The following is a 19,636-nucleotide window of genomic DNA, read 5'->3' on the forward strand; positions in this document are numbered from 1 at the left end:
GCATCCGGGATGCGCGCCCTCTCTGTCACATCATGCAATGGAGGCTCGACGCCGATGTCGAAGCTGTGGACCGCCATGCGCGGCGCGGCGATCGCCGCGACCGTCACCCTGATGGCCCTGACCGCCGCCGCAGACCCGCTCCCGGCTCCGACCGGAACCGTAATCCTCGAGGTCACCGGGGCGATCGCCAACACCAACGCCGACGGCAAGGCGCGGTTCGATCGCGCAGCCCTCGAAGCGATGGCGACATCGGAGCTGTCGACCTCGACGCCCTGGACCAAGGGTGTCCAGCACTTCCAAGGCTTCCCGCTGTCCGCTCTGCTGTCGGTCGTCGGCTCGACCGGGCGCTCGATCAAGGCGATCGCCCTCAACGACTATTCCGCGATCCTGCCGGTCGAGGACTCGGTCGCCGCCGGCGCGTTCGTGGCGGTCCGCGCCAACGGCACGGCGATGTCGGTTCGCGACCGCGGCCCGCTGTGGATCGTCTTCCCGTACGACACCGATGCCCGCCTGACGACCGACGCCTATCTCAACCGGTCGGTCTGGCAGATCAAAGAGCTCGTCGTTGACTGACGGCCCGCCGATCGAGCACCGCCCCAGGCAAACGCCGCTGACGGTGTTCGCCGTCGCTGTGCTCGCGGTCGCCATCGGGGCGGCCGCGCTGGCGATCTCGATCTATCTCGACCTGGAACGCGCGGTCACCACCCCGCGCGAGAACATCCAGTGGGCCGCCTACCAGATCCAGGCCGAGCACATGCGGCTCATGCTGGCCGCCCGCGACGCCGAAGCCGGCCGGATCGACGTCGACGCGATCGACCAGCGCTACCAGATCTTCGTCAGCCGTGTCCTGATCCTGCGGGACGGCGACGCCTACGCCGCGATGCACAGCATTCCAGGCTACGAGGCGATGCTGACCCGGGCCGTCGACCTCATCCCGGTCGTCGATGCCGCGATCGCCGGCGGCGGCCAAGACGCCAGGGCCTATGCCGACATCGTCCAGCACCATCTGGGCGCCCTGACCGAACCCATGCAGCAGGTCGCCCTGAAAGCCGTGAGCACTGCGAGCCGGGAGCAGACCGAGCAACAACTGCAGCTCCGCGACACGGTCTTCTACCTGGTCGTCAGCCTGATCGTGATCGTCGCAGCCGCCATCGGCCTTGCCGGCGTCACGATGAAGCAGTTCGCGGCACTCGATACCGGCCGGCGCGATCTCTCCGTGGCCCTGTGGCGGGCCGAGGAATCCAGCCGGGCGAAGAGCCGGTTTCTCGCCGGCATGAGCCACGAGATGCGGACCCCCCTGAACGCCGTGATCGGCATGCTCCGAGAGATCAACTACCGGACCTCCGACAACGGCATCCACCGCCTTGCCGGGATCGCTCACGCTTCGGCCGACATGCTCTGCGGGCTGGTCGACGACGTGCTGGACACCACCCGGATCGAAACCGGGAAGTTCCGGTTCCATAACGTCACCTTCGATCCGGCCGTCCTCGTCGAGGAGGTGACGTCGGTCCTGGCGAGCCGGGCCGAGGACCGCGGCAACACTGTGGCCGTCGAGATCGAGGCGCCGGCGGGCCGGTACGTGACTACCGACCGCGCGCGCCTCAAGCAGGTCCTGGTGAACCTGCTCGGCAACGCGATCAAGTACACCGCCGACGGTACCATCACCCTGCGCGCCTCGGTCGCGCCGGGTGCCGACGACACCACCTTGCTGCGGGTGATGGTGGCCGATACCGGTATCGGCATTCCGGCCGACCAGCACGAGAGGATCTTCGGCCGGTTCTTCCAGGCCGGCACCAATGACGGCCTCGGCCTCGGCCTGTCGATCACCCGCGAGATCATAGAGCGTCTCGGCGGCCGGATCGGCGTCGACAGCACGCCGGGCGAGGGCAGCACCTTCTGGTTCGAGGTTCCGGTTGCGGTTTCCGACACCGCGCCGAAGCCGGCCGCCGATCCACGGGTCCGCGACCGCCTGGCCGGCGTCCGTCTCCTGCTCGCCGAGGACAACGCGACCAACCGGCAGGTCATCCGCCTGCTGCTGGAACGTCAGGGAGCTGCGTTCGATTTCGCGCTAAACGGCGAACAGGCCGTCGCGATGGCGCTCGCGGACGCGTACGATCTGATCCTGATGGACATCAACATGCCAGTGATGGACGGCCTGCAGGCATTGGCCGAGATCCAGCGGCGCAGCGGACGCTCCGCGCCGCCGGTCGTGGCCCTCACGGCCGACGCCCTGGCCGAGGACCACGAGCGGTTCCGGGCCGCCGGCATGGTGGCCTGCGTGACCAAGCCGATCGACGAGACCGAACTCCTGGCGACGATCGCGACGGTGCTGCGTCGGCCTGACATCGTGTCCGGCGACGGTATCGCCCTGCCACCCGCCGTTCCCCCTCGGGCCGAGGCACAGTTGACCAGCGGCCAGCGCGAGGCCGTCCTGAGCCTGATCTCGGCGCTCCACGACGAGGAGGACGAGCCGTGACGATGCAGACCGGCCGCCGACAGGACGACGCCCTGACCGGACGATCCGCCCTGCTGATCGACGACAACGCCTTCATGCGCCGCCTGGTGCGATCGCTGCTGCGACAATTCGGATTCGATGACATCCATGAGGCGGCCGACGGGTCCGAGGCCCTGCTGCGGGTCACGGAGCGGCAGTTCGACGTCATCGTCTGCGACTGGATGATGGAGCCGACCGACGGCTATGCCTTCGTGCGGTCGCTGCGCCAGCATGCGGTTCCGGCGGTCCAGACGCTGCCCGTCGTGATGCTGACCGCCGTGGCGGCCCAGAACAAGGTGATGGCGGCCCGCGACGCCGGCGTGACCGAGTATCTCGTCAAGCCGGTCTCGTCCGGCAAGCTCCGGGCCCGTCTGATCGCCGCCCTGATCCGGCCGCGCGACTTCGTGGTCGCCGACGACTATGTCGGCCCCGATCGCCGGCGCCGGGACGACGTCGAGTACCAGGGCACCCGCCGCCGCCTAAGCGACCGGCTGCGGTCGTTGACCGACGAGGAAGGCGAGGACTGGGCGAATGCCGCGGCCAACTACGCCACCGTGCTGCGCGGCGATATCGAGCGGATGCAGGTCGAACTCGCCGGCATCGCCGCCGATGCCCGGCCGTCCTTCGAGGCCTGGCGCAGCGTTCACCGGATGGCCCACGACCTGAAGGGCCAGGCGCCGACCTTCGGCTATGTCGCCGCGGCCGAGATCGCGGGAAGCCTGGAGCGTCTCCTGCGGCCGGCGATGCAGGCGCCGGACATGCTGGAGCGGGCGGGCGAGCGACGCCTGCGGGCAGGCAAGACCCATGTCGAAGCGTTGAGCCTGATTCTGGAACAGGGCATCACCGGGCGCAGTCCCGAGACCGACGCCCTGGCCGAACGGCTGAACCGGACGGTCGAACGCGTGCACCGGGAGTCGCTGCTCTGACCGGACGGGTCAACCGATCCCGAACGAGGCGCAGAGGGTGATCCACAGGCCGGACAGCTTGTTCGCGGCGACGCTGACCGGGAACACCGCCAACCCGCCGGCGATCATCAGGCAGAACAGCAGCACCATCACCGCGTCCAGGCGGCGGTCCCTCGACCGACCGGTCCCCGTCTCCTGCCCTGATCGATCCGCCATCGCCGATCTCTCCGATCATCCGGTCGCGCGGTGCCGGAGCTCCTGCCACCGATCGCCCGCACCATACCATAGATAGGCGCCCGCGAGCGCCAGTCGACGCAGGGCCGACACCGCGAAGCGCGGCGGCAGCCCCCTCAGCACCGCCGGGACGGCCGGTGCTGCGTCCCCGAGGGCGATGCGGTCGGCCAGGGTCCTGCCGGCCATCGGCGCCGCCGCCACCCCGGCGGCGTGATAGCCGAGCGCGTAGTGCACCCCCGGATCGTCGTCCAGGCTGCCGATCGACGGGGCCAGCTTGCGCGACATCGCCACCAGCCCGCGCCAGCGGTATTCGACCTCGATCCCGGCCCAGCTCGGGAACAGTTCGCCGAGCCGGCGCTCCATCCAGGCCTGGGTCCGGGCCGCCGCGTCCGGCGATCCGGCGGTATCGCCGCGCGCGCCGAACAGCAGCCGCCGGTCCGGCAGCAGGCGGTAATAGAACAGCAGCGACCGCGCGTTCACCACGCCGGTCTCGGTGTGCCAGGACTCCGCCGCCAGTTCGCCGGCGGTCAGCGGCCGCGTCACCAGGATGTTGGAGATCGCCGGCAGCATCCGCGCGTCGAACGCCGGGTGCAGGCCGTCGGGCGTCCAGCCGTTGGTCGCCACCACCACGTGGCGGACCCGCACCGACGCGCCGCCGGCGGTGACCAGCCGGTGCCCGCCTCCCTCGCGCTCCCAGCGCACCACCGGGCTGTCGCCGTAGATCCGCGCACCGCGCCGCCGGGCCGCCCGCAGCAGGCCGAGCGCATAGGCCAGCGGATGCAGGGCGAAGCCGGCGCCGATGTGGACGCCGCCGAACTGCTCGGTGCCGCCATGGCCGATCGCCGCGAACCCGGCGCGGTCGAGGATCCGGACCGGCACGCCGACCAGGTCGTTCAGCTGGCGGGCGTTCTCGACCAGGCCCGCCAGCCGGGCCGGATGGTCCGCGACCTCCAGGTTGCCGTCGCCCTGGGCCCGGACGTCGAAGCCCTCCGCCGCCGGGAGATCGCGCGCCATGTCGCAGCCGGCGATCGCCCAGCGGTATCAGCCGGCGGTCTCTTCGCGGCCCCAGCGCCGGATCATCTGCGGGATCGAGGCCTTGGCCGGCGGGATGCAGACCAACCCGCCGTTGCGTCCCGACGCGCCCCAGCCCGGCGCCCCGGCGTTCAGCACCACCGCCTCGATGCCATGATCGCGCGCCAGATGCAGGGCGCAAGACAGCCCGGTGAAGCCGGCGCCGACGATCGCCACCTCGGCGGTCTCGTCGCCGGCCAGCCGCGGCGCCGCCGGCCGCTCGACGGTCGCCTCCCAGTAGGACGGCTCGACCCGGTCGTGGCGGTACAACGACGCGTCGAACACCCGGCCGGTCATGCGCGCGCAATTCCGCTGATGCGCGGCCCGCGCGACTCGGCCAGTGTGTCGGGCTGCATCGATCCGGTCCGGGTGGAAGGAACTCCGAGGAGCATGGCACTCGTCCGTGGTTTCGCCGATCCGGTCGCGGTCCGGTTGGCCCTGTTCTACACCGCCTACTTCGCGGTTGCAGGCGTGATGCTGCCGTACTGGCCGGCCTGGCTGGAAGGGCGCGGGCTGGACCCGGTGACCATCGGCGCGGTGCTTGCGGTCGGGTTCTGGGTCAAGCTGGCCGCCCAGCCGGCAATGGCGGCGGTCGCCGACGCCACCGGCAGGCTGCGCGGCCTGGTGATCCTGCTGGCGGCCGGTGCCCTGCTGGTCTACGCCGGCTTCGGCTGGGCCGGGGACCGCTGGCATTATCTCGTGCTGGCGGCCCTCGCCGGAATCACCATCCAGACCATCATGCCGCTCGGCGAGGCGCTGTCGCTGGCGGAGATCCGCGACCGCGGCCTGGACTACGGCCGGATCCGGATCTGGGGCTCGGTCGCCTTCATCGCCGCCGCCGCCGCCGGCGGCTGGGCGATCGATCATTTCCGCACCGCGGTCGTCCTGCCGATGGCACTGGCCGCTCTGGTCGCGCTGGTGGCCGCGGCCGCCTTCCTGCCGCGTCGCCGGGCCCGGGCCGGCCGGCCGTGGTCGTGGTCCGCCGCCGCCCGCCTGGTCGCCGACCGGCGCTTCCTGGCGTTCGTGGCGGCCGCCGGCGCCGCCCAAGCCAGCCACAGCGTGTTCTACGGCTTCGGCACCATCGCCTGGCGGAAGATCGGCTTCGACGACACCGTGATCGGCGGGTTGTGGACCATCGGCGTGCTGGCCGAGATCGTGCTGTTCTGGGTGGCCGGCCGGCTCGGCCGGTTCGGCAGTGCCCCGGTCCTGCTGGCGGTCGCCGGGATCGGCGTGCTGGTGCGCTGGCCGCTGACCGCGATCGCCGACACGGTGGCGGTGGCGGCACCCTTGCAGGTGCTGCACGCCCTGACCTTCGGGGCCGCCCATCTCGGCGCCATGCGGTTCCTGCAGGACAACGCCCCGCCCGGGCTCGAGGCCACCGCCCAAGCGCTGTACTACGCGCTGGTGACCGGCGTGCTGATGGGAGTGTGCATGCCGGGCGCCGGGCTGCTGTACGACAGCGTCGGGATCGCCGCCTACCACGCCATGGGGCTGCTGGGCCTGGTCACGCTCGCGGCGACCGGCCTGCTCGTCCGGTTCAGCCGCCCCGGTGCGCCCGCCGCATGATCGGCGCCGCGCCGATCGAGGCGACGACCGCGATCGCGCCCAGGCCGAGCAGCTTGAAGGTCGCCCAGCTCTCGGTCGACAGCGACCGCCACGCCACCTCGTTGGCCGCGGCCATCACCAAGAAGACTCCCATCCAGTACAGCGTGAGTTGGCGCCAGCCACGGTCGTCGAGATCCAGCATCGAACCGAGCATGATCTTCAACAGATAGCGGCGCATCAGCAGGCCGACGCCCAGTGCCGCCGCCGAGAGCAGGCTGGCGACCGTCGGCTTGATCTTGATGAAGAACTCGTCCTCGAAGATCAGGGTGAGGCCGCCGAACACCGAGATCAGCACGGCGCCGATCACCGGCAGCCAGGGTACCCGGCGCTCCTTGAACATGGCCCAAACGACCGCAGCGACCGTGGCCGCGATCAGGACGCCGGTCGCCACCATGATGTCGTATGCGTAGTTGCAGGCAACGAACAGGACCAGCGGTCCATATTCGGTCAGCGCACGTGTTCGCGTCACCGGGGGTTCCTTTTCGAATTCAGGCCGCGGCGCGGCGTTCGGGTGCGACCCGGGCGGCCGCCTCGGTGAGGATCCCGGGCATGGCCTCCGGGTCCGGCATGGTCTCGGCCAGATGCCGCCGCCAGGCGCGCGCGCCCGGCAGGCCCTGGAACAGGCCCAGCATGTGCCGGGCGATCGATTTGACGGGCGTGCCGAGGTCGCGCCGGGCGCGGGCGGCGTACTCGGCCATCGCCTCGACCACGGCATGGCGGTCCAGCTCCGACAGCGGTGCCGCGAAGAACCGCCGGTCGACGTCGGCCAGCACCCAGGGGGTCTGGTAGGCGGCACGGCCCAGCATGGCGCCGTCGAGGCCGCGATCCAGCGCCGCCTGTGCCGCATCCAGGTCCTGCAGGCCGCCGTTCAGCACCACCGTCAGCTCCGGGCGCGCCGCCTTCAGGGTATCGACCCGGCCATAGTCGAGCGGCGGCACGTCCCGGTTCTCCTTCGGCGACAGGCCCTGCAGCCAGGCCTTGCGGGCATGCACGACCAGGGTGCGGCAGCCGGCCTCCGTCACCGCGTCGGCCAGCGCGTCGAGCGCCGGCCCCGGGTCCTGGTCGTCGACCCCGATCCGGCACTTGACCGTCACCGGGATCGACACCGCGTGCCGCATCGCGGCGACCACCCGGCCGACCAGTTCCGGCTCGCGCATCAGGCAGGCGCCGAACCGCCCGGACTGCACCCGGTCGGACGGGCAGCCGACGTTCACGTTGACCTCGTCGTAGCCGAAATCCTCGGCGATCCGGGCCGCCTCGGCCATCGCCGCCGGGTCGGCGCCGCCGAGCTGCAGCGCCACCGGGTGCTCCTCCGGCGCGAAGCCGAGCAGCCGTGCGCGGTCACCGAATCGCACCGCGTCGGCGGTCACCATCTCGGTGTACAGCAGCGCACGGCGCGTCAGGTGGCGATGGAACGCCCGGCAGTGCCGGTCGGTCCAGTCCATCATCGGCGCCACCGACAGGCGGTGCGGTGCGGCAAAGGGCTGCTCGAGGCTCATGCGCATCCATGTACGACGTGTGGCGCTTCGGGAAAAGCTCGAACCCCGGCGGTGCCCGCCGGTTGCACGGCACGAAGCGGTTGGCAAGCGCGGCCTGAAGGCCAAAGATCGCCGCGATCCCCTCCACGACAGCCGGAGTCCCGACATGCCGACCGTCGCCTGCAACGCCGGCCTGCGCTTCGAGATCGTACCCGCGACCACGGCGCTGCTCGCGATCGACCTGCAGCGCGACTTCCTGGACCCGGACGGCTTCGTCGCGGCGGCCGGCGACGACGTCTCGGCGATGCGGGCCGTTGTCCCCAACGCGGTGGCGCTGATCGCCGCCGCGCGCGCCGCCGGCTTGACCCTGCTGCACACCCGCGAGGGCTACGCGCCCGACCTGTCCGACATGCATCCCCTGAAGCGCGAGCGCGGGGTCGCCGGCCGCGCGGGGCCGCTCGGCCGCTTCCTGATCCGCGGCGAGCCGGGTCACGGCCACATTGCCGAATGCCTGCCCGCGCCGGGCGAGACGATCGTCGACAAGCCGGGCTTCGGAAGCTTCTACCGGACCGGCCTCGAGGACCTGCTGCGCGGGCGCGGGATCGAGCGGCTGGTCCTGCTCGGGGTGACCACCCAGTGCTGCGTCTCGTCGACCCTGCGGGAGGCGGTCGACCGCGGCTTCCGCTGCCTGGTGGTCGAGGACGCCTGCGCCGCGACCACGCCGGAGCTGCACAAGGCCTCGATCGAGCCGATCTACGGCGAGAACAACCTGTTCGGCTGGGTCAGCGATACACGCCGGGTGCTGGCCGCCCTGCGCCGCTGACCGGACCGACGAACGAGCAAGGGCGCCACGGCCGAGCCGGTGGCGCCCCTCGTCGTGGACCCGGACTTGCCGGGCCGGTCGACCGAATACTCAGGCCGACTTCTTGCGGCGCCCGGCCGGCTTGGCGGAAACCTTGCCGAGGCCGATCTTCTTGGCGAACTCCGAACGCTGCTTGGCGTAGTTCGGCGCGACCATCGGATAGCTGGCCGGCAGCCCCCACTTCGCCCGGTACTCTTCCGGGGTCATGTCGTAGGTCGTCCGCAGATGGCGCTTCAGCATCTTCAGCTGCTTGCCGTCCTCGAGGCAGACGATGAATTCCGGCGTCACCGACTTCTTGATCGGCACCGCCGGCTTCAGCGGCTCCGGCTCCGGCTCGTGGGAACCGTCCGACAGCCCCTTCAATGCATCGTGGACCGTGCTGATGACTTCGGAAATCTGTGTCGCGGGAACGCTGTTGTTCCCGAGATACGCGGCGACCACCTCGGTGGTCATCTTCAGAAGGTCGGACGACCCGGCGTTGTCTCGTGATGCTTCGTCAGTCATTTTCTAGTCCCAAGTTTACGATGTCATTCAACCCCCATGCGGTCAAAATTGGCTGGCGTTCGTCAGTTGTCAAGACACTTTGATTACTAATCACTTTGAAAATTCACTCTTCAAGACCGAACACCTGAAGATAAATCTGTCATCCGCGTCACACATAAGACAAATCCGGCAAAATCACATCCAGGGATCACGGGGTCGGCTCGAGCGATGCAGGGTGGAACAATAAAGCATTTGAACGAACTTCATGGTTGCCGAGCGGCGAGTCCCGCGTCGACGTCGGTAGCACACATTCGATTCGGCTTGTCACTGCCGCGTTCGGTTTGGCCGACTCCGTACGCGAGGACTAGAATGGCGTTGGCAAGCGAACCGGGTGAGCGAGGACCTTCGGCATGACGATCGACACGCTGGCGCGAGCCATCGACCAGGGCCGTGGTCTGGCCGCCGCCGACCTTGTCCTCAAGGGCGCGCGGGCCTTCGACCTGGTCACGGGCGAACTGGTGGCGACCGACGTGGCGATCGCCGGCGACCGGATCGTCGGCACCTGCGGCGAATACCGCGGTGCCCGCGAGATCGACGCCCGCGGCAAAGTGGTCGTTCCCGGCTTCATCGACACCCACCTGCACATCGAGTCCTCGCTGCTGACCCCGCACGAGTTCGACCGCTGCGTCCTCGGCTACGGCGTGACCACCGCGATCTGCGACCCGCACGAGATCTCCAACGTCCTGGGCGCCGACGGCATCCGGTACTTCCTGGAGTCCGCCCAGGAGCTGGTGATGGACGTGCGCGTGCAGCTCTCGAGCTGCGTGCCGGCGACCCATCTCGAGACCTCCGGCGCCCGCCTGGAGGCCGGCGACCTGACCCCGTTCATGGACCACGCCAAGGTCATCGGCCTCGCCGAGTTCATGAACTTCCCCGGCGTGCTGGCCAAGGATCCCGGATGCCTCGCCAAGCTCGACGCCTTCGCCGGCCGCCATATCGACGGCCACGCCCCGCTGCTGCGTGGCATGGACCTGAACGGCTATCTCGCCGCGGGCATCCGCACCGACCACGAGATCACCAGCGCCGACGAAGCTCTGGAGAAGCTGCGCAAGGGCATGCATGTGCTGATCCGCGAGGGCTCGGTCTCCAAGGACCTGCACGCCCTGCTGCCGATCATCACCGAGCGCCACTCGCCGTTCATCGCGCTGTGCACCGACGACCGCAACCCGCTCGACATCGCCGAGGAAGGCCACCTCGACTTCATGATCCGCACCGCGATCGCCGGCGGGGCGCCGCCGCTGGCCGCCTACCGGGCCGCCAGCATCTCGGCCGCCCGGGCCTTCGGCTTGGCCGACCGCGGGCTGGTGGCGCCCGGCTGGCGCGCCGACCTGGCGATCCTGGACGACCTGGAAAGCTGCCGGGTCTCGACCGTGATCGCCGGCGGACGCCCGGTGGAGCAGCCGCTGTTCGACGCCCGCCGGCCGGTGGCGCCGGTCGGCCTGACCAGCGTCAAGGCGCGCCGCGTCACGGCCGCCGACCTCGTCGCCCACGGTGCCGGTCCCTCGACCCCGGTGATCGGCGTGGTGCCCGGCCGCATCATCACCGAGTACCGCCACGCCACCCTGCCCTACCGTGACGGCGCACGGCACGCCGACACCGGCCAGGACGTGGTGAAGGTCGCGGTGGTCGAGCGCCACGGCAGGAACGGCAACATCGGCGTCGGCTTCGTCCAGGGCTTCGGGCTGAAGCGCGGCGCCATCGCCTCGACCGTCGGCCACGACAGCCACAACATCTGCGTGGTCGGGGCCGACGACGAGGACATGGCGGTCGCGGTCAACCGCCTCGGCGAGATCGAGGGCGGCTTCGTGGTGGCGGCCGGCGGCAGGGTGCTGGCCGAGATCGCGCTGCCGGTCGCCGGGCTGATGAGCCTGCTGACCCACGAGCAGGTACGCGACGCGCTGATCCCGCTGCGCCGGGCCGCGAAGTCGCTGGGCACGACGCTGCAGGAGCCGTTCCTGCAGGTCGCCTTCCTGCCGCTGCCGGTGATCCCGCACCTGAAGATCACCGACCGCGGCCTGGTCGACGTCGACCGCTTCGAATTGATCGCCGCCTGACGGGATGGCCCGTCGCGCCGTGGTTTCCGGCTCCGTGCCACCTTCGGCCGCCCGGTCCGGAATGACGACAGCGTGGGAAGATCACCGCCACGTCCTTTCCCGCTTTGTCGTCATTCCGGACGGACGCGCCGCCCTCGGCGCGGCCGAGCCGGAACCCACGAAGCGACGGGTGGGCCACGGCGGCGGTCCCATCAATTGAGGACTTGATTTGCCGACCGGCCCGTATCATTGACGGGCCGTTCGACGGCGCGGGGGCGACCTCCGGTCGTCGGGTCGCCTATCCCGGCAACCACCCCGCACCGCGACGGCGCCGCAGCACCGGCCGCGAGGGAGATCGTTGATGACTGCTCCGTCCCACTGGCCCGTGCACGGCACCATCGACGGCCCGATTGTGATGATCGGCTTCGGCTCCATCGGCAAGGGCACGCTGCCGCTGATCGAGCGGCATTTCCGCTTCGACCGCGACCGGCTGGTGGTGATAGACCCGAGCGACGCCGACCGCGCCATCCTGGACGATCGCGGCATCCGCTTCGTCCACGAGGCGGTCACCCGCGACAACTACCGCGAACTTCTGACCCCGCTGCTGACCGCCGGCAGCGGCCAGGGCTTCTGCGTGAACCTGTCGGTCGATACCTCCTCGCTCGACCTGATGAAGCTCTGCCGCGAACTCGGCGTGCTCTACATCGACACCGTGGTCGAGCCCTGGCTCGGCTTCTACTTCGACGAGAGCGCCGGCCCGGAGGCCCGCTCGAACTACGCGCTGCGCGAGACCGTGCAGGCCGAGAAGGCCGCCAGCCCGGGCGGCACCACCGCGGTGTCCTGCTGCGGCGCCAACCCCGGCATGGTCTCCTGGTTCGTCAAGCAGGCGCTGCTCGACATCGCCCGCGACACCGGTGTGCAGACCGACGTCCCGACCACGCGCGAGGGCTGGGGCCGGCTGATGCAATCGCTCGGCGTCAAGGGCGTGCACATCGCCGAGCGCGACACCCAGCGGGTCAAGACCCCGAAGCCGATGGACGTGTTCTGGAACACCTGGTCGGTCGAGGGCTTCCTGTCCGAGGGTTTCCAGCCGTCCGAGCTCGGCTTCGGGACCCATGAGAAGTGGATGCCGGAGAACGCCCGGCGCCACGCCACCGGCTGCCAGTCGGCGATCTATCTGCTGCAGCCCGGCGCCAACACCCGGGTGCGGACCTGGTGCCCGACCCCGGGCGCGCAGTACGGCTTCCTGGTGACCCACAACGAGTCGATCTCGATCGCCGACTACTTCACGGTCGGCGCGCCCGAGGCGCCGGAGTTCCGACCGACCTGCCACTACGCCTACCATCCGTGCAACGACGCGGTGCTGTCGCTGCACGAGCTGTTCGGCCGGGCCGGCGTGGTGCAGCCGGAGCTGCACGTGCTGAACGAGGACGAGATCGTCGACGGCATCGACGAGCTCGGCGTGCTGCTCTACGGCCACTCGAAGAACGCCTACTGGTACGGCTCGCAGCTGTCGATCGAGGAGACCCGCGAGCTGGTGCCGCTGCAGAACGCCACCGGCCTGCAGGTCACCTCGGCGGTGCTGGCCGGCATGGTGTGGGCGCTGGAGAACCGCGAGGCCGGCATCGTCGAGGCCGACGAGATGGACTTCGCGCGGTGTCTCGAGGTGCAGCGGCCCTATCTCGGGCCGGTCAAGGGCTACTACACCGACTGGACGCCGCTGACCGACCGGCCCGGCCTGTTCCCCGAGGACCTTGACACCGCCGACCCCTGGCAGTTCCGCAACGTGCTGGTGCGCTGACGGCGACTGGCGACCGCCCCCGCCGTCCCCATATCCGACGGGATGACCGACAGGCCGCCCGCTTCATCACTGGCCGGGACACCGGACCGCCGCACGCTGCTCGGCGCCCTGGCGGCCGGCTGTGCCGTAGCCGCCTTCCGCCCCGGCGCCGGCCGCGCGCAGCGTGCCGGCCTGGACACCGTGCGCCGGCGTGCCCGTGGCTTCGACCAGATGCGTGCCCTGGTGGTCGCCCGCGACGGCGAGATCCTGCTGGCCGAGGCGTTCCGCGGCCCCCCGGTCGACCGGCCGGTCAACGTCAAGTCGGTCTCCAAGACGATCGTGGCCAGCCTGGTCGGCGCCGCGATCGATCGCGGGGTACTGGACGGCGTCGACTCGACATTCGCTGCGGTCGCGCCGTCCCTGGTTCCCCCTGACGCCGACCCGCGGGTGCGCCGGATCACCATCGCCGACCTGCTCACCATGCAGGCCGGGCTCGAGCGCACCTCCGGGCCGAACTACGGGCGCTGGGTGCAGAGCTCGAACTGGGTGGCCCACGCCCTCAGCCGTCCGTTCGTCGCCGAGCCCGGCGACGGCATGCTGTACTCCACCGGCAGCTACCATCTGCTGGGCGCGGCGCTGGCGCGGGCGACCGGCCGCAGCCTGCTAGACCTGGCGCGCGACTGGCTCGGCGGTCCGCTCGGCATCGGGATCGCGCCCTGGACCCGCGACCCGCAGGGCTTCTACATGGGCGGCAACAACATGGCGCTGTCGCCGCTGGCCATGGTCCGGTTCGGCGAGACGTGGCGCGCCGGCGGCGTGTGGAACGGCGCGCGGGTACTGAGCCGCGACTGGATCGAGGCGTCCTGGACACCGCGTACCACCTCGGTGTTCTCGGGCGACGACTACGGATACGGCTGGTTCCTGACCCGGGCCGGCGGCCACGACGTCGCTTACGCGCGCGGCTACGGCGGGCAGATGATCTACGTGGTGCCGGGCGCCGGGCTGACGGTGGCCGTGACCTCCGATTCCACGCAGTCGGCGCGATCCGAGGGCTATGCCGGCGATCTCAAGGCGATGCTGGCCGAGGACATCATCCCGGCGCTGGCAGCCGCCTGATACCCGGAGGAGGCGCCTCAGTCGGCGCCCTCGGTGTCGAGGTGGACGATGTTCCCGCAGTGCTTGCAGTGCACGGCGTCCGCCTCGTGGCGGTTGAGGCCGCAATGCTCGCACTCGTGGCGGACCTTCGCCGGGCGGAACAGCACCTGCGCCAGCCGCAGGAACAGGGTCACCCCGAATATCATGATCACGACGGCGAGGAGATGGCCGCCGGTACCCTCGAGCGTGATGTCGCCGAAGCCGGTCGTCGTCAACGCGGCGACCGTGAAGTAGAGCGCGTCGACGTAGTTGTTGATCTCGTCGTTGTGCGAGACCTGGGACTCGTAGACCAGGGCGGTGGTGACGAACATGAAGACGCCCAGATGCATGATCGCCATCAGCAGGTCCTCGTGGCGGCGGAACACCGGCAGGTCCGCGCGCAGCCGCCGCAGCATCTGGTAGGCGTGCAGCAGCCGCACGGTCCGGAGCACCCGCAGGAAACCCGCCGCCCCGCCCAGCACCGGCGCCAGGAACGACACGATGGCCGCCAGCTCCGCCAGCGCGATCGGGCTGGCCAGCATGGCGAACGGCCGGCGAACGATCCACAGCCGGGCCAGCAGGTCGGCGAGAAACACGACCCCCAGCACCGGGTCGACGACCCGCGTCAGCCCGTCGGCCTCCAGGAAGGAGGTCCCGACGATGTACAGCAGCGTCGCGAGATCGAGCGCCAGCACGCCGTAGCGGAACGCCTGGGCCCGCCGGCCGCCGCCTTCGTACAGCTCCCGGACGGCCTGCCGCGCCGCCCCGACCCTGCCGGCTCCCGCGCGCTCGTCCTTCTTGACCATGGCCCCGCCCCGGCTGTCGTCGTCCCGATGCCAACCCGTCCGGGGTCGACACGTTCCGCCCGTCTCGGGCTACCGTAGCGTCCCACCGCCGCCACCGCCACGAGGCCCGACCGATGCCCGCCGACCCGAACCAGCGCTCGACCCACGACGCCGAGGACGACCCGCGCAACGCCGACCTGATGCTGTACGTCGACGGCAGCATCGTGCACCGCAGCCAGGCGGTGGTGTCGGTCTACGACGCCGGCTTCATGCTGGGCGACGGGGTGTGGGAGGGGCTGCGCCTGTACAACGGCCGATGGGCGTTCCTGGGGGAGCACCTGGACCGGCTGTTCGAGGCCGCCAAGGCGATCGACCTGGACATCGGCAAGTCCGCGGCCGAGCTGAAGGACGCCCTCGACGCCACCGCCGCCGCCAACGCCATGCGCGACAACGCCCATGCCCGGCTGATGGTGACCCGCGGCGTCAAGGCCAAGCCGTTCCAGGATCCGCGGCTGTCGCGTACCGGGCCGACCGTCGTGATCATCATGGAGCACTCGGCGCCCAGCGCCGACACCGCCGACCGGGGCCTGCGCCTGCACACCGTGCCGATCGTGCGCGGCCTGCCGGTCACCCAGGACCCGAAGCTCAACTCGCATTCCAAGCTGAACTGCATCCTGGCCGGCATCCACGCCATCAAGGCCGGCGCCGACGAGGCGCTGATGCTGGACCCGCACGGCTTCGTCAACACCACCAACTCCTGCAATTTCTTCATCGTCCGCAGGGGCGAGGTGTGGACCTCGACCGGCGACTACTGCATGAACGGCATCACCCGCAGGAAGGTGATCGAGGTCTGCCGCGCCGACGGCATCCCGGCCTTCGAGCGCAACTTCTCGCTGGTCGACACCTACGGCGCCGACGAGGCCTTCATCACCGGCACCTTCGGCGGCCAGACCCGGGTGGCGGAGATCGACGGCCGCGCCATCGGCGACGGCGCCCCGGGCCCGGTCACCCGGCGGATCCGGGGGCTGTACAAGGCGCTGGTGGCACGCGACACGGCGTAGGGCAACCGGTTTCCCGGCGCGCTTGCGACGCCCGTCACCCCGTGGGTTCCGACTCGATCGCGCCACGGCGGCGCGCCCGTCCGGAATGACGAAGGGGAGGAGCCGCGTCGCTCCCCACTTCCTTTCGTCATTCCGGAGCAGGCCGCCACAGGCGGCAGGCACTCAATCCTGGGCTCGTCTCGCCACGAAATACCCGTAGCTGTAATACGCGGAGAAGCGTTCGTAGAGGGCGATCTCGCCTTTCTCCGCCTCGACGATCGCCTGCGCAGCTTCGGAGTGACCGTGGCGCGAGAGGAAGCGGGAAAACCTCGCCTGCATCGGACGGTAGTAGTTCTGCAACCAGCATCGCTCCGACAGCGCGAAGTATCCGATGGGCGCGTAACCGTTCGCCTCCAGATCGGCCATCTTGGCCGACGCCGTGGCGACCCCGGCGTATTCACGCAGCCAGTGCCGCTCGAGTTCGGCGGGCCGGTCGCGCGTGAGCCAGGTGAGATCGGAGACCGCCAGTACGCCCCCGGGTTTCAGGAAGCGTCTCCACGCCCTGATCCCGTGCTGGAAGCCCATGTTGTAGATCGCGCCTTCGGACCAGATCGCATCGAAGGATCGATCTTCGAACGGAAGCGCATCCATCGAGGCGGCGAGCGTCGCGACCCGTTCGCCGAGATTCCGCCGTTCCGCCGCAGTGTCGAGCCGTCCGAGGAAACTCGGCAGGAGATCGACGCCGCTGACCTGCGCATCGAGCTCTTCAGCAAGAACCAGCGTCGACGCGCCGGTTCCGCAACCGATGTCGGCGATCTTCAGGCCCTTTAGCGTCCTCAGGCCCGAGAGCGTCACGGCGAGGCGTGTCTCTTCGTCCCCGCCGGGCCCCTGACGTTCGGCATCCCGATGCAGGTCGATGAGAAGGTCGAGGTCGTTCATGTGCCTGCTCCGTTGCGCATGCCTGGTCCCCGTCCGGAATGACGAAGGGGAGGAGCCGCGTCGCTCCCCACTTCCTTTCGTCATTCCGGAGCAGGCCGCCACAGGCGGCAGGCATCCGGAACCCACCCGCCGCCGAGACGTCGGACGCCCCCTCACGCCTCCACCCCCGACAGCAGCCAGTCGCGGACCCGCCGTGCATTCTCCCCGATCTCGCGACCGGCCGGCCAGACCACGTGGAAGGCCCGGCCGGTGCGCAGCACGTGGTCGCTGGGATATTCCAGCAGGCCGTCGGCGACCATCCGGTCGGTCACGTAGCGCCAGCCGAGCGCGATGCCCTGGCCGCCCAGCACCGCCTGCACGACCAGCACGTAGTCGTTGATCAGCAGGCCCTTGGCGCGCGACGGCGGCGGCAGGCCGAGGTCGGCGAACCAGTCCTCCCAGGTGGCGCGCGGCCGGAACGGCTCCTCCAGGTGGATCAGCCGGTGCCCGGCGATGTCGGCGGCCATGGCCGGGCGGCCGTACTGCTCGATATAGGCCGGGGCGACGATCGGCGTGATCGCCTCCTCGATCAGCACCGCCGACTCGCAGCCGGGCCAGGACCGCGCCCTGCCGAGCCGGATGCCGAGCGGCAGCCCCTCGCTGGTGAGGTCGAGATCGCGGTCCGAGGTCTGGATGCGCAGGTCGATGTCGGGCAGGTCGGCGCGGAACCGGGCGAGCCGCGGCAGCATCCAGAAGCTGGCGAAGGTGGTGGACGCCGACAGGGTGACGTGGCGGTCGGGCCGGGCGGCGGTCAGGTCCTCCGCCGCCTTGCGGATATGCGTCAGGCCGAGCGCCACGTCCGGGTGGAACCGCCGGCCGGCCTCGGTCAGCTCGACCGAGCGGTGCCGGCGCCGGAACAGCGGCGTGCCCAGCTCGTCCTCCATCTTGCGGATCGCGAAACTGACCGCCGCCTGGCTGATGCCGAGCTCTTCCGCCGCCCGGGTGAAACTGCCCAGCCTTCCCGCCGCCTCGAACACGATCAGGGCATTCGCCGACGGCAGCAGGGAGCGCAGGGTTGCCATAAGCGGAGATTATCTGACGGGCCAGTATTTTCCATCGTCACAGCGACCCCCGGCGTCGCTTACGCTTTTCCCGAAGCCACCAGGGAGGGCTCGCCATGACTACCGTCATGCCGCACGCCGGGGACGCCGGCCCGCAACCCCGCGCCGGCCGCCGCCGCGACCGCCGGGCCGAGCGCCGCGGCCCCGCCGCCCCCGCCTACATCACCCGCCGGATCCCGACCTACGAGCTGCTGTCGGACGAGGCGCTGGCCCGCATCGAGGACACCGCCGACCGGATCCTCGAGGAGATCGGCATCGACTTCCGCGGCGGCGACGACCGCTCGATCGAGCTGTGGCGCCGGGCCGGCGCCGAGGTCGCGGGCGAGCGGGTGCGATTCCCGCGCGGCCTGCTGGCCGAGGTCCTGAGGACCGCGCCGGCCGAGTTCGTGCACCACGCCCGCAACCCGGCCCGGTCGGTCAGGATCGGCGGCGACGCGGTGGTGTTCGCGCCGGCCTACGGCTCACCCTTCGTCATGGACCTGGACCAGGGCCGGCGCTACGGCACCATGCAGGACTTCCGGAACTTCGTGCGGCTGGCCTACGCCTCGCCCTGGCTGCACCACTCCGGCGGCACGGTGTGCGAGCCGACCGACGTCCCGGTGAACAAGCGCCACCTGGACATGGTCCTTGCGCACATCAGGCACTCCGACAAGGCCTATCTCGGCTCGGTCACGGCGGAGTCGCGGGTCGAGGACTCGGTGGAGATGACCCGGATCCTGTTCGGCGCCGATTTCGTCGACGCCAACTGCGCGGTCATGGGCAACTTCAACGTCAACTCGCCGCTGGTCTGGGACGCCACCATGACCCGCGGCATGCGAGCCTATGCCCGGGCCAACCAGGGCACGATCGTCGTCCCGTTCATCCTGGGCGGCGCCATGGGGCCGGTGACCAGTGCCGGCGCCATCGCCCAGGCCCATGCCGAGACCCTGGTCGGCTGCGCGCTGAGCCAGCTGGAGCGGCCGGGCGCCCCGACCATCTACGGCAACTTCCTGTCCTCGATGTCGCTGCGATCCGGCTCGCCGACCTTCGGCACGCCGGAGCCGGCGCTCGGCTCGCTGGCGGTCGGCCAGCTGGCGCGACGGGCCGGGCTGCCGCTGCGCTGCTCGGGCGCCTTCACCACCTCCAAGCTGCCCGACGCCCAGTCGATGATGGAGAGCGTCACCTCCATGCACGCCGCCGTGCAGTGCGGCGCCAACTACATCCTGCACGCCGCCGGCTTCCTCGACGGCCTGCTGTCGATGTCCTACGAGAAGTTCGTGCTCGACGCCGACTACTGCGGCGCCCTGCACACCTACCTGGGCGGGCTGGCGGTCGACGACGAGACCCTGGCGCTCGACGCCTTCCGCGAGGTCGGGCCCGGCAACCACTTCTTCGGCTGCGCCCACACCATGGCGAACTACGAGACCGCGTTCTGGGATTCCGAGCTGTCGGACAACAACACCTTCGAGCAGTGGAGCGAATCCGGCTCCGAGGACTCCATGATCCGGGCCAACCGGCGCTGGAAGAAGACCCTGGCCGAGACCGGGGACCCGCCGCTGGACCCGGCGGTCGACGAGGCGCTCCGCGACTTCGTGGCCCGCCGCAAGGGCTCGATGCCTGACGCGTGGTATTGAGGACCCAGCCCTGACGTGAT

The 19,636-nt window shown here is 70.4% G+C and carries 17 protein-coding genes and 1 pseudogene; 10 read left to right on the plus strand and 8 right to left on the minus strand.

The genetic code is table 11. From position 1 onward, the window contains the following. Positions 1 to 54: 54 nt before the first annotated feature. Genes RIC31_RS15845 through RIC31_RS15855 form a run of 3 tightly spaced genes read left to right on the plus strand, consistent with a single transcriptional unit; the run spans position 55 to position 3,420 of the window. Positions 55 to 573: a putative pterin-binding protein gene (locus tag RIC31_RS15845; protein WP_350109583.1), complete on the plus strand. Its 519-nt coding sequence runs from the start codon at positions 55 to 57 to the stop codon at positions 571 to 573. Then, on the plus strand, positions 566 to 2,476 hold the full coding sequence (locus RIC31_RS15850) for an ATP-binding protein (RefSeq protein ID WP_350109586.1): 1,911 nt from the start codon (positions 566 to 568) through the stop codon (positions 2,474 to 2,476). The genes RIC31_RS15845 and RIC31_RS15850 overlap by 8 nt, the downstream gene beginning before the upstream one ends. Positions 2,477 to 2,478: 2 nt before the next feature. Continuing rightward, positions 2,479 to 3,420: a response regulator gene (locus tag RIC31_RS15855; RefSeq protein ID WP_350109913.1), complete on the plus strand. Its 942-nt coding sequence runs from the start codon at positions 2,479 to 2,481 to the stop codon at positions 3,418 to 3,420. Positions 3,421 to 3,429: 9 nt separating this feature from the next. Here the strand turns inward: RIC31_RS15855 and RIC31_RS15860 are convergent, their stop codons facing one another. Together RIC31_RS15860 and RIC31_RS15865 are read right to left on the minus strand one after the other, a co-directional pair. Further along, positions 3,430 to 3,615 carry a hypothetical protein gene (locus RIC31_RS15860; protein WP_350109590.1) on the minus strand — a complete coding sequence of 62 codons (186 nt, stop codon included), beginning with the start codon at positions 3,613 to 3,615 and terminating at the stop codon, positions 3,430 to 3,432. A 15-nt stretch (positions 3,616 to 3,630) separates the two neighbouring features. After that, positions 3,631 to 5,001 (minus strand): annotated as a pseudogene (locus RIC31_RS15865) (NAD(P)/FAD-dependent oxidoreductase). A gap of 93 nt (positions 5,002 to 5,094) precedes the next feature. Here RIC31_RS15865 and RIC31_RS15870 point away from each other — a divergent pair. Then, positions 5,095 to 6,270, plus strand: coding sequence for an MFS transporter (locus tag RIC31_RS15870; protein ID WP_350109593.1), 1,176 nt, complete (start codon positions 5,095 to 5,097; stop codon positions 6,268 to 6,270). Here RIC31_RS15870 and RIC31_RS15875 read toward each other — a convergent pair. Together RIC31_RS15875 and dusA are read right to left on the minus strand one after the other, a co-directional pair. Then, complete coding sequence (locus tag RIC31_RS15875; RefSeq protein ID WP_350109596.1) at positions 6,242 to 6,778, minus strand: inner membrane-spanning protein YciB; 537 nt, start codon at positions 6,776 to 6,778, stop codon at positions 6,242 to 6,244. The two genes, RIC31_RS15870 and RIC31_RS15875, sit on opposite strands and share 29 nt — an antisense overlap. Before the next feature lie 19 nt (positions 6,779 to 6,797). Next, positions 6,798 to 7,808, minus strand: coding sequence for a tRNA dihydrouridine(20/20a) synthase DusA (gene dusA, locus RIC31_RS15880; protein WP_350109599.1), 1,011 nt, complete (start codon positions 7,806 to 7,808; stop codon positions 6,798 to 6,800). Positions 7,809 to 7,953: 145 nt separating this feature from the next. On the opposite strand from dusA, the gene RIC31_RS15885 reads away from it, so the two are divergent. After that, positions 7,954 to 8,610, plus strand: a complete 657-nt coding sequence (locus RIC31_RS15885; protein WP_350109602.1) for a cysteine hydrolase family protein — start codon at positions 7,954 to 7,956, stop codon at positions 8,608 to 8,610. A gap of 90 nt (positions 8,611 to 8,700) precedes the next feature. Here RIC31_RS15885 and RIC31_RS15890 read toward each other — a convergent pair whose 3' ends face one another. Next, positions 8,701 to 9,153, minus strand: a complete 453-nt coding sequence (locus RIC31_RS15890) for a Ros/MucR family transcriptional regulator (protein ID WP_350109605.1) — start codon at positions 9,151 to 9,153, stop codon at positions 8,701 to 8,703. A gap of 389 nt (positions 9,154 to 9,542) precedes the next feature. Between RIC31_RS15890 and ade the strand changes: the two genes are divergently transcribed. The 3 genes from ade to RIC31_RS15905 all read left to right on the plus strand — a co-directional run bounded on the left by ade (position 9,543) and on the right by RIC31_RS15905 (position 14,121). Continuing rightward, a complete protein-coding gene (ade, locus tag RIC31_RS15895; RefSeq protein ID WP_350109608.1) occupies positions 9,543 to 11,246 on the plus strand; it encodes an adenine deaminase in 1,704 nt (567 codons plus the stop codon). Positions 11,247 to 11,586: 340 nt separating this feature from the next. Beyond that, positions 11,587 to 13,026: a homospermidine synthase gene (locus RIC31_RS15900; protein WP_350109611.1), complete on the plus strand. Its 1,440-nt coding sequence runs from the start codon at positions 11,587 to 11,589 to the stop codon at positions 13,024 to 13,026. Positions 13,027 to 13,068: 42 nt separating this feature from the next. Then, positions 13,069 to 14,121, plus strand: a complete 1,053-nt coding sequence (locus tag RIC31_RS15905; RefSeq protein ID WP_350109614.1) for a serine hydrolase domain-containing protein — start codon at positions 13,069 to 13,071, stop codon at positions 14,119 to 14,121. 17 nt (positions 14,122 to 14,138) lie between these two features. Here the strand turns inward: RIC31_RS15905 and RIC31_RS15910 are convergent, their stop codons facing one another. Further along, a complete protein-coding gene (locus RIC31_RS15910; RefSeq protein WP_350109617.1) occupies positions 14,139 to 14,945 on the minus strand; it encodes a potassium channel family protein in 807 nt (268 codons plus the stop codon). 113 nt (positions 14,946 to 15,058) lie between these two features. Between RIC31_RS15910 and RIC31_RS15915 the strand changes: the two genes are divergently transcribed. After that, on the plus strand, positions 15,059 to 15,985 hold the full coding sequence (locus RIC31_RS15915; protein ID WP_350109620.1) for an aminotransferase class IV: 927 nt from the start codon (positions 15,059 to 15,061) through the stop codon (positions 15,983 to 15,985). Positions 15,986 to 16,147: 162 nt separating this feature from the next. On the opposite strand, the gene RIC31_RS15920 is transcribed toward RIC31_RS15915, so the two are convergent. Continuing rightward, complete coding sequence (locus RIC31_RS15920) at positions 16,148 to 16,903, minus strand: class I SAM-dependent methyltransferase (RefSeq protein ID WP_350109623.1); 756 nt, start codon at positions 16,901 to 16,903, stop codon at positions 16,148 to 16,150. Between the two features lie 152 nt (positions 16,904 to 17,055). Next, positions 17,056 to 17,964 carry a LysR substrate-binding domain-containing protein gene (locus RIC31_RS15925; RefSeq protein ID WP_350109627.1) on the minus strand — a complete coding sequence of 303 codons (909 nt, stop codon included), beginning with the start codon at positions 17,962 to 17,964 and terminating at the stop codon, positions 17,056 to 17,058. Positions 17,965 to 18,059: 95 nt separating this feature from the next. Between RIC31_RS15925 and RIC31_RS15930 the strand changes: the two genes are divergently transcribed. Then, positions 18,060 to 19,616: a trimethylamine methyltransferase family protein gene (locus tag RIC31_RS15930; RefSeq protein WP_350109630.1), complete on the plus strand. Its 1,557-nt coding sequence runs from the start codon at positions 18,060 to 18,062 to the stop codon at positions 19,614 to 19,616. Positions 19,617 to 19,636 lie beyond the last annotated feature (20 nt).

It is taken from the genome of Thalassobaculum sp. (assembly GCF_040219615.1).
In the GTDB taxonomy this organism is placed as follows: Bacteria; Pseudomonadota; Alphaproteobacteria; order Thalassobaculales; family Thalassobaculaceae; genus Thalassobaculum_A.

What these genes read in the sequence shown, in the direction of transcription:
- RIC31_RS15925 (WP_350109627.1), bottom strand. Translation starts at nt 17,964, where the DNA reads ATGGCAACCCTGCGCTCCCTGCTGCCGTCGGCGAATGCCCTGATCGTG.
- RIC31_RS15910 (WP_350109617.1), bottom strand. Translation starts at nt 14,945, where the DNA reads ATGGTCAAGAAGGACGAGCGCGCGGGAGCCGGCAGGGTCGGGGCGGCG.
- dusA (WP_350109599.1), bottom strand. Translation starts at nt 7,808, where the DNA reads ATGAGCCTCGAGCAGCCCTTTGCCGCACCGCACCGCCTGTCGGTGGCG.
- RIC31_RS15900 (WP_350109611.1), top strand. Translation starts at nt 11,587, where the DNA reads ATGACTGCTCCGTCCCACTGGCCCGTGCACGGCACCATCGACGGCCCG.
- RIC31_RS15915 (WP_350109620.1), top strand. Translation starts at nt 15,059, where the DNA reads ATGCCCGCCGACCCGAACCAGCGCTCGACCCACGACGCCGAGGACGAC.
- RIC31_RS15870 (WP_350109593.1), top strand. Translation starts at nt 5,095, where the DNA reads ATGGCACTCGTCCGTGGTTTCGCCGATCCGGTCGCGGTCCGGTTGGCC.
- RIC31_RS15855 (WP_350109913.1), top strand. Translation starts at nt 2,479, where the DNA reads ATGCAGACCGGCCGCCGACAGGACGACGCCCTGACCGGACGATCCGCC.
- RIC31_RS15860 (WP_350109590.1), bottom strand. Translation starts at nt 3,615, where the DNA reads ATGGCGGATCGATCAGGGCAGGAGACGGGGACCGGTCGGTCGAGGGAC.
- RIC31_RS15930 (WP_350109630.1), top strand. Translation starts at nt 18,060, where the DNA reads ATGACTACCGTCATGCCGCACGCCGGGGACGCCGGCCCGCAACCCCGC.
- RIC31_RS15845 (WP_350109583.1), top strand. Translation starts at nt 55, where the DNA reads ATGTCGAAGCTGTGGACCGCCATGCGCGGCGCGGCGATCGCCGCGACC.
- RIC31_RS15920 (WP_350109623.1), bottom strand. Translation starts at nt 16,903, where the DNA reads ATGAACGACCTCGACCTTCTCATCGACCTGCATCGGGATGCCGAACGT.
- RIC31_RS15885 (WP_350109602.1), top strand. Translation starts at nt 7,954, where the DNA reads ATGCCGACCGTCGCCTGCAACGCCGGCCTGCGCTTCGAGATCGTACCC.
- RIC31_RS15905 (WP_350109614.1), top strand. Translation starts at nt 13,069, where the DNA reads ATGACCGACAGGCCGCCCGCTTCATCACTGGCCGGGACACCGGACCGC.
- ade (WP_350109608.1), top strand. Translation starts at nt 9,543, where the DNA reads ATGACGATCGACACGCTGGCGCGAGCCATCGACCAGGGCCGTGGTCTG.
- RIC31_RS15890 (WP_350109605.1), bottom strand. Translation starts at nt 9,153, where the DNA reads ATGACTGACGAAGCATCACGAGACAACGCCGGGTCGTCCGACCTTCTG.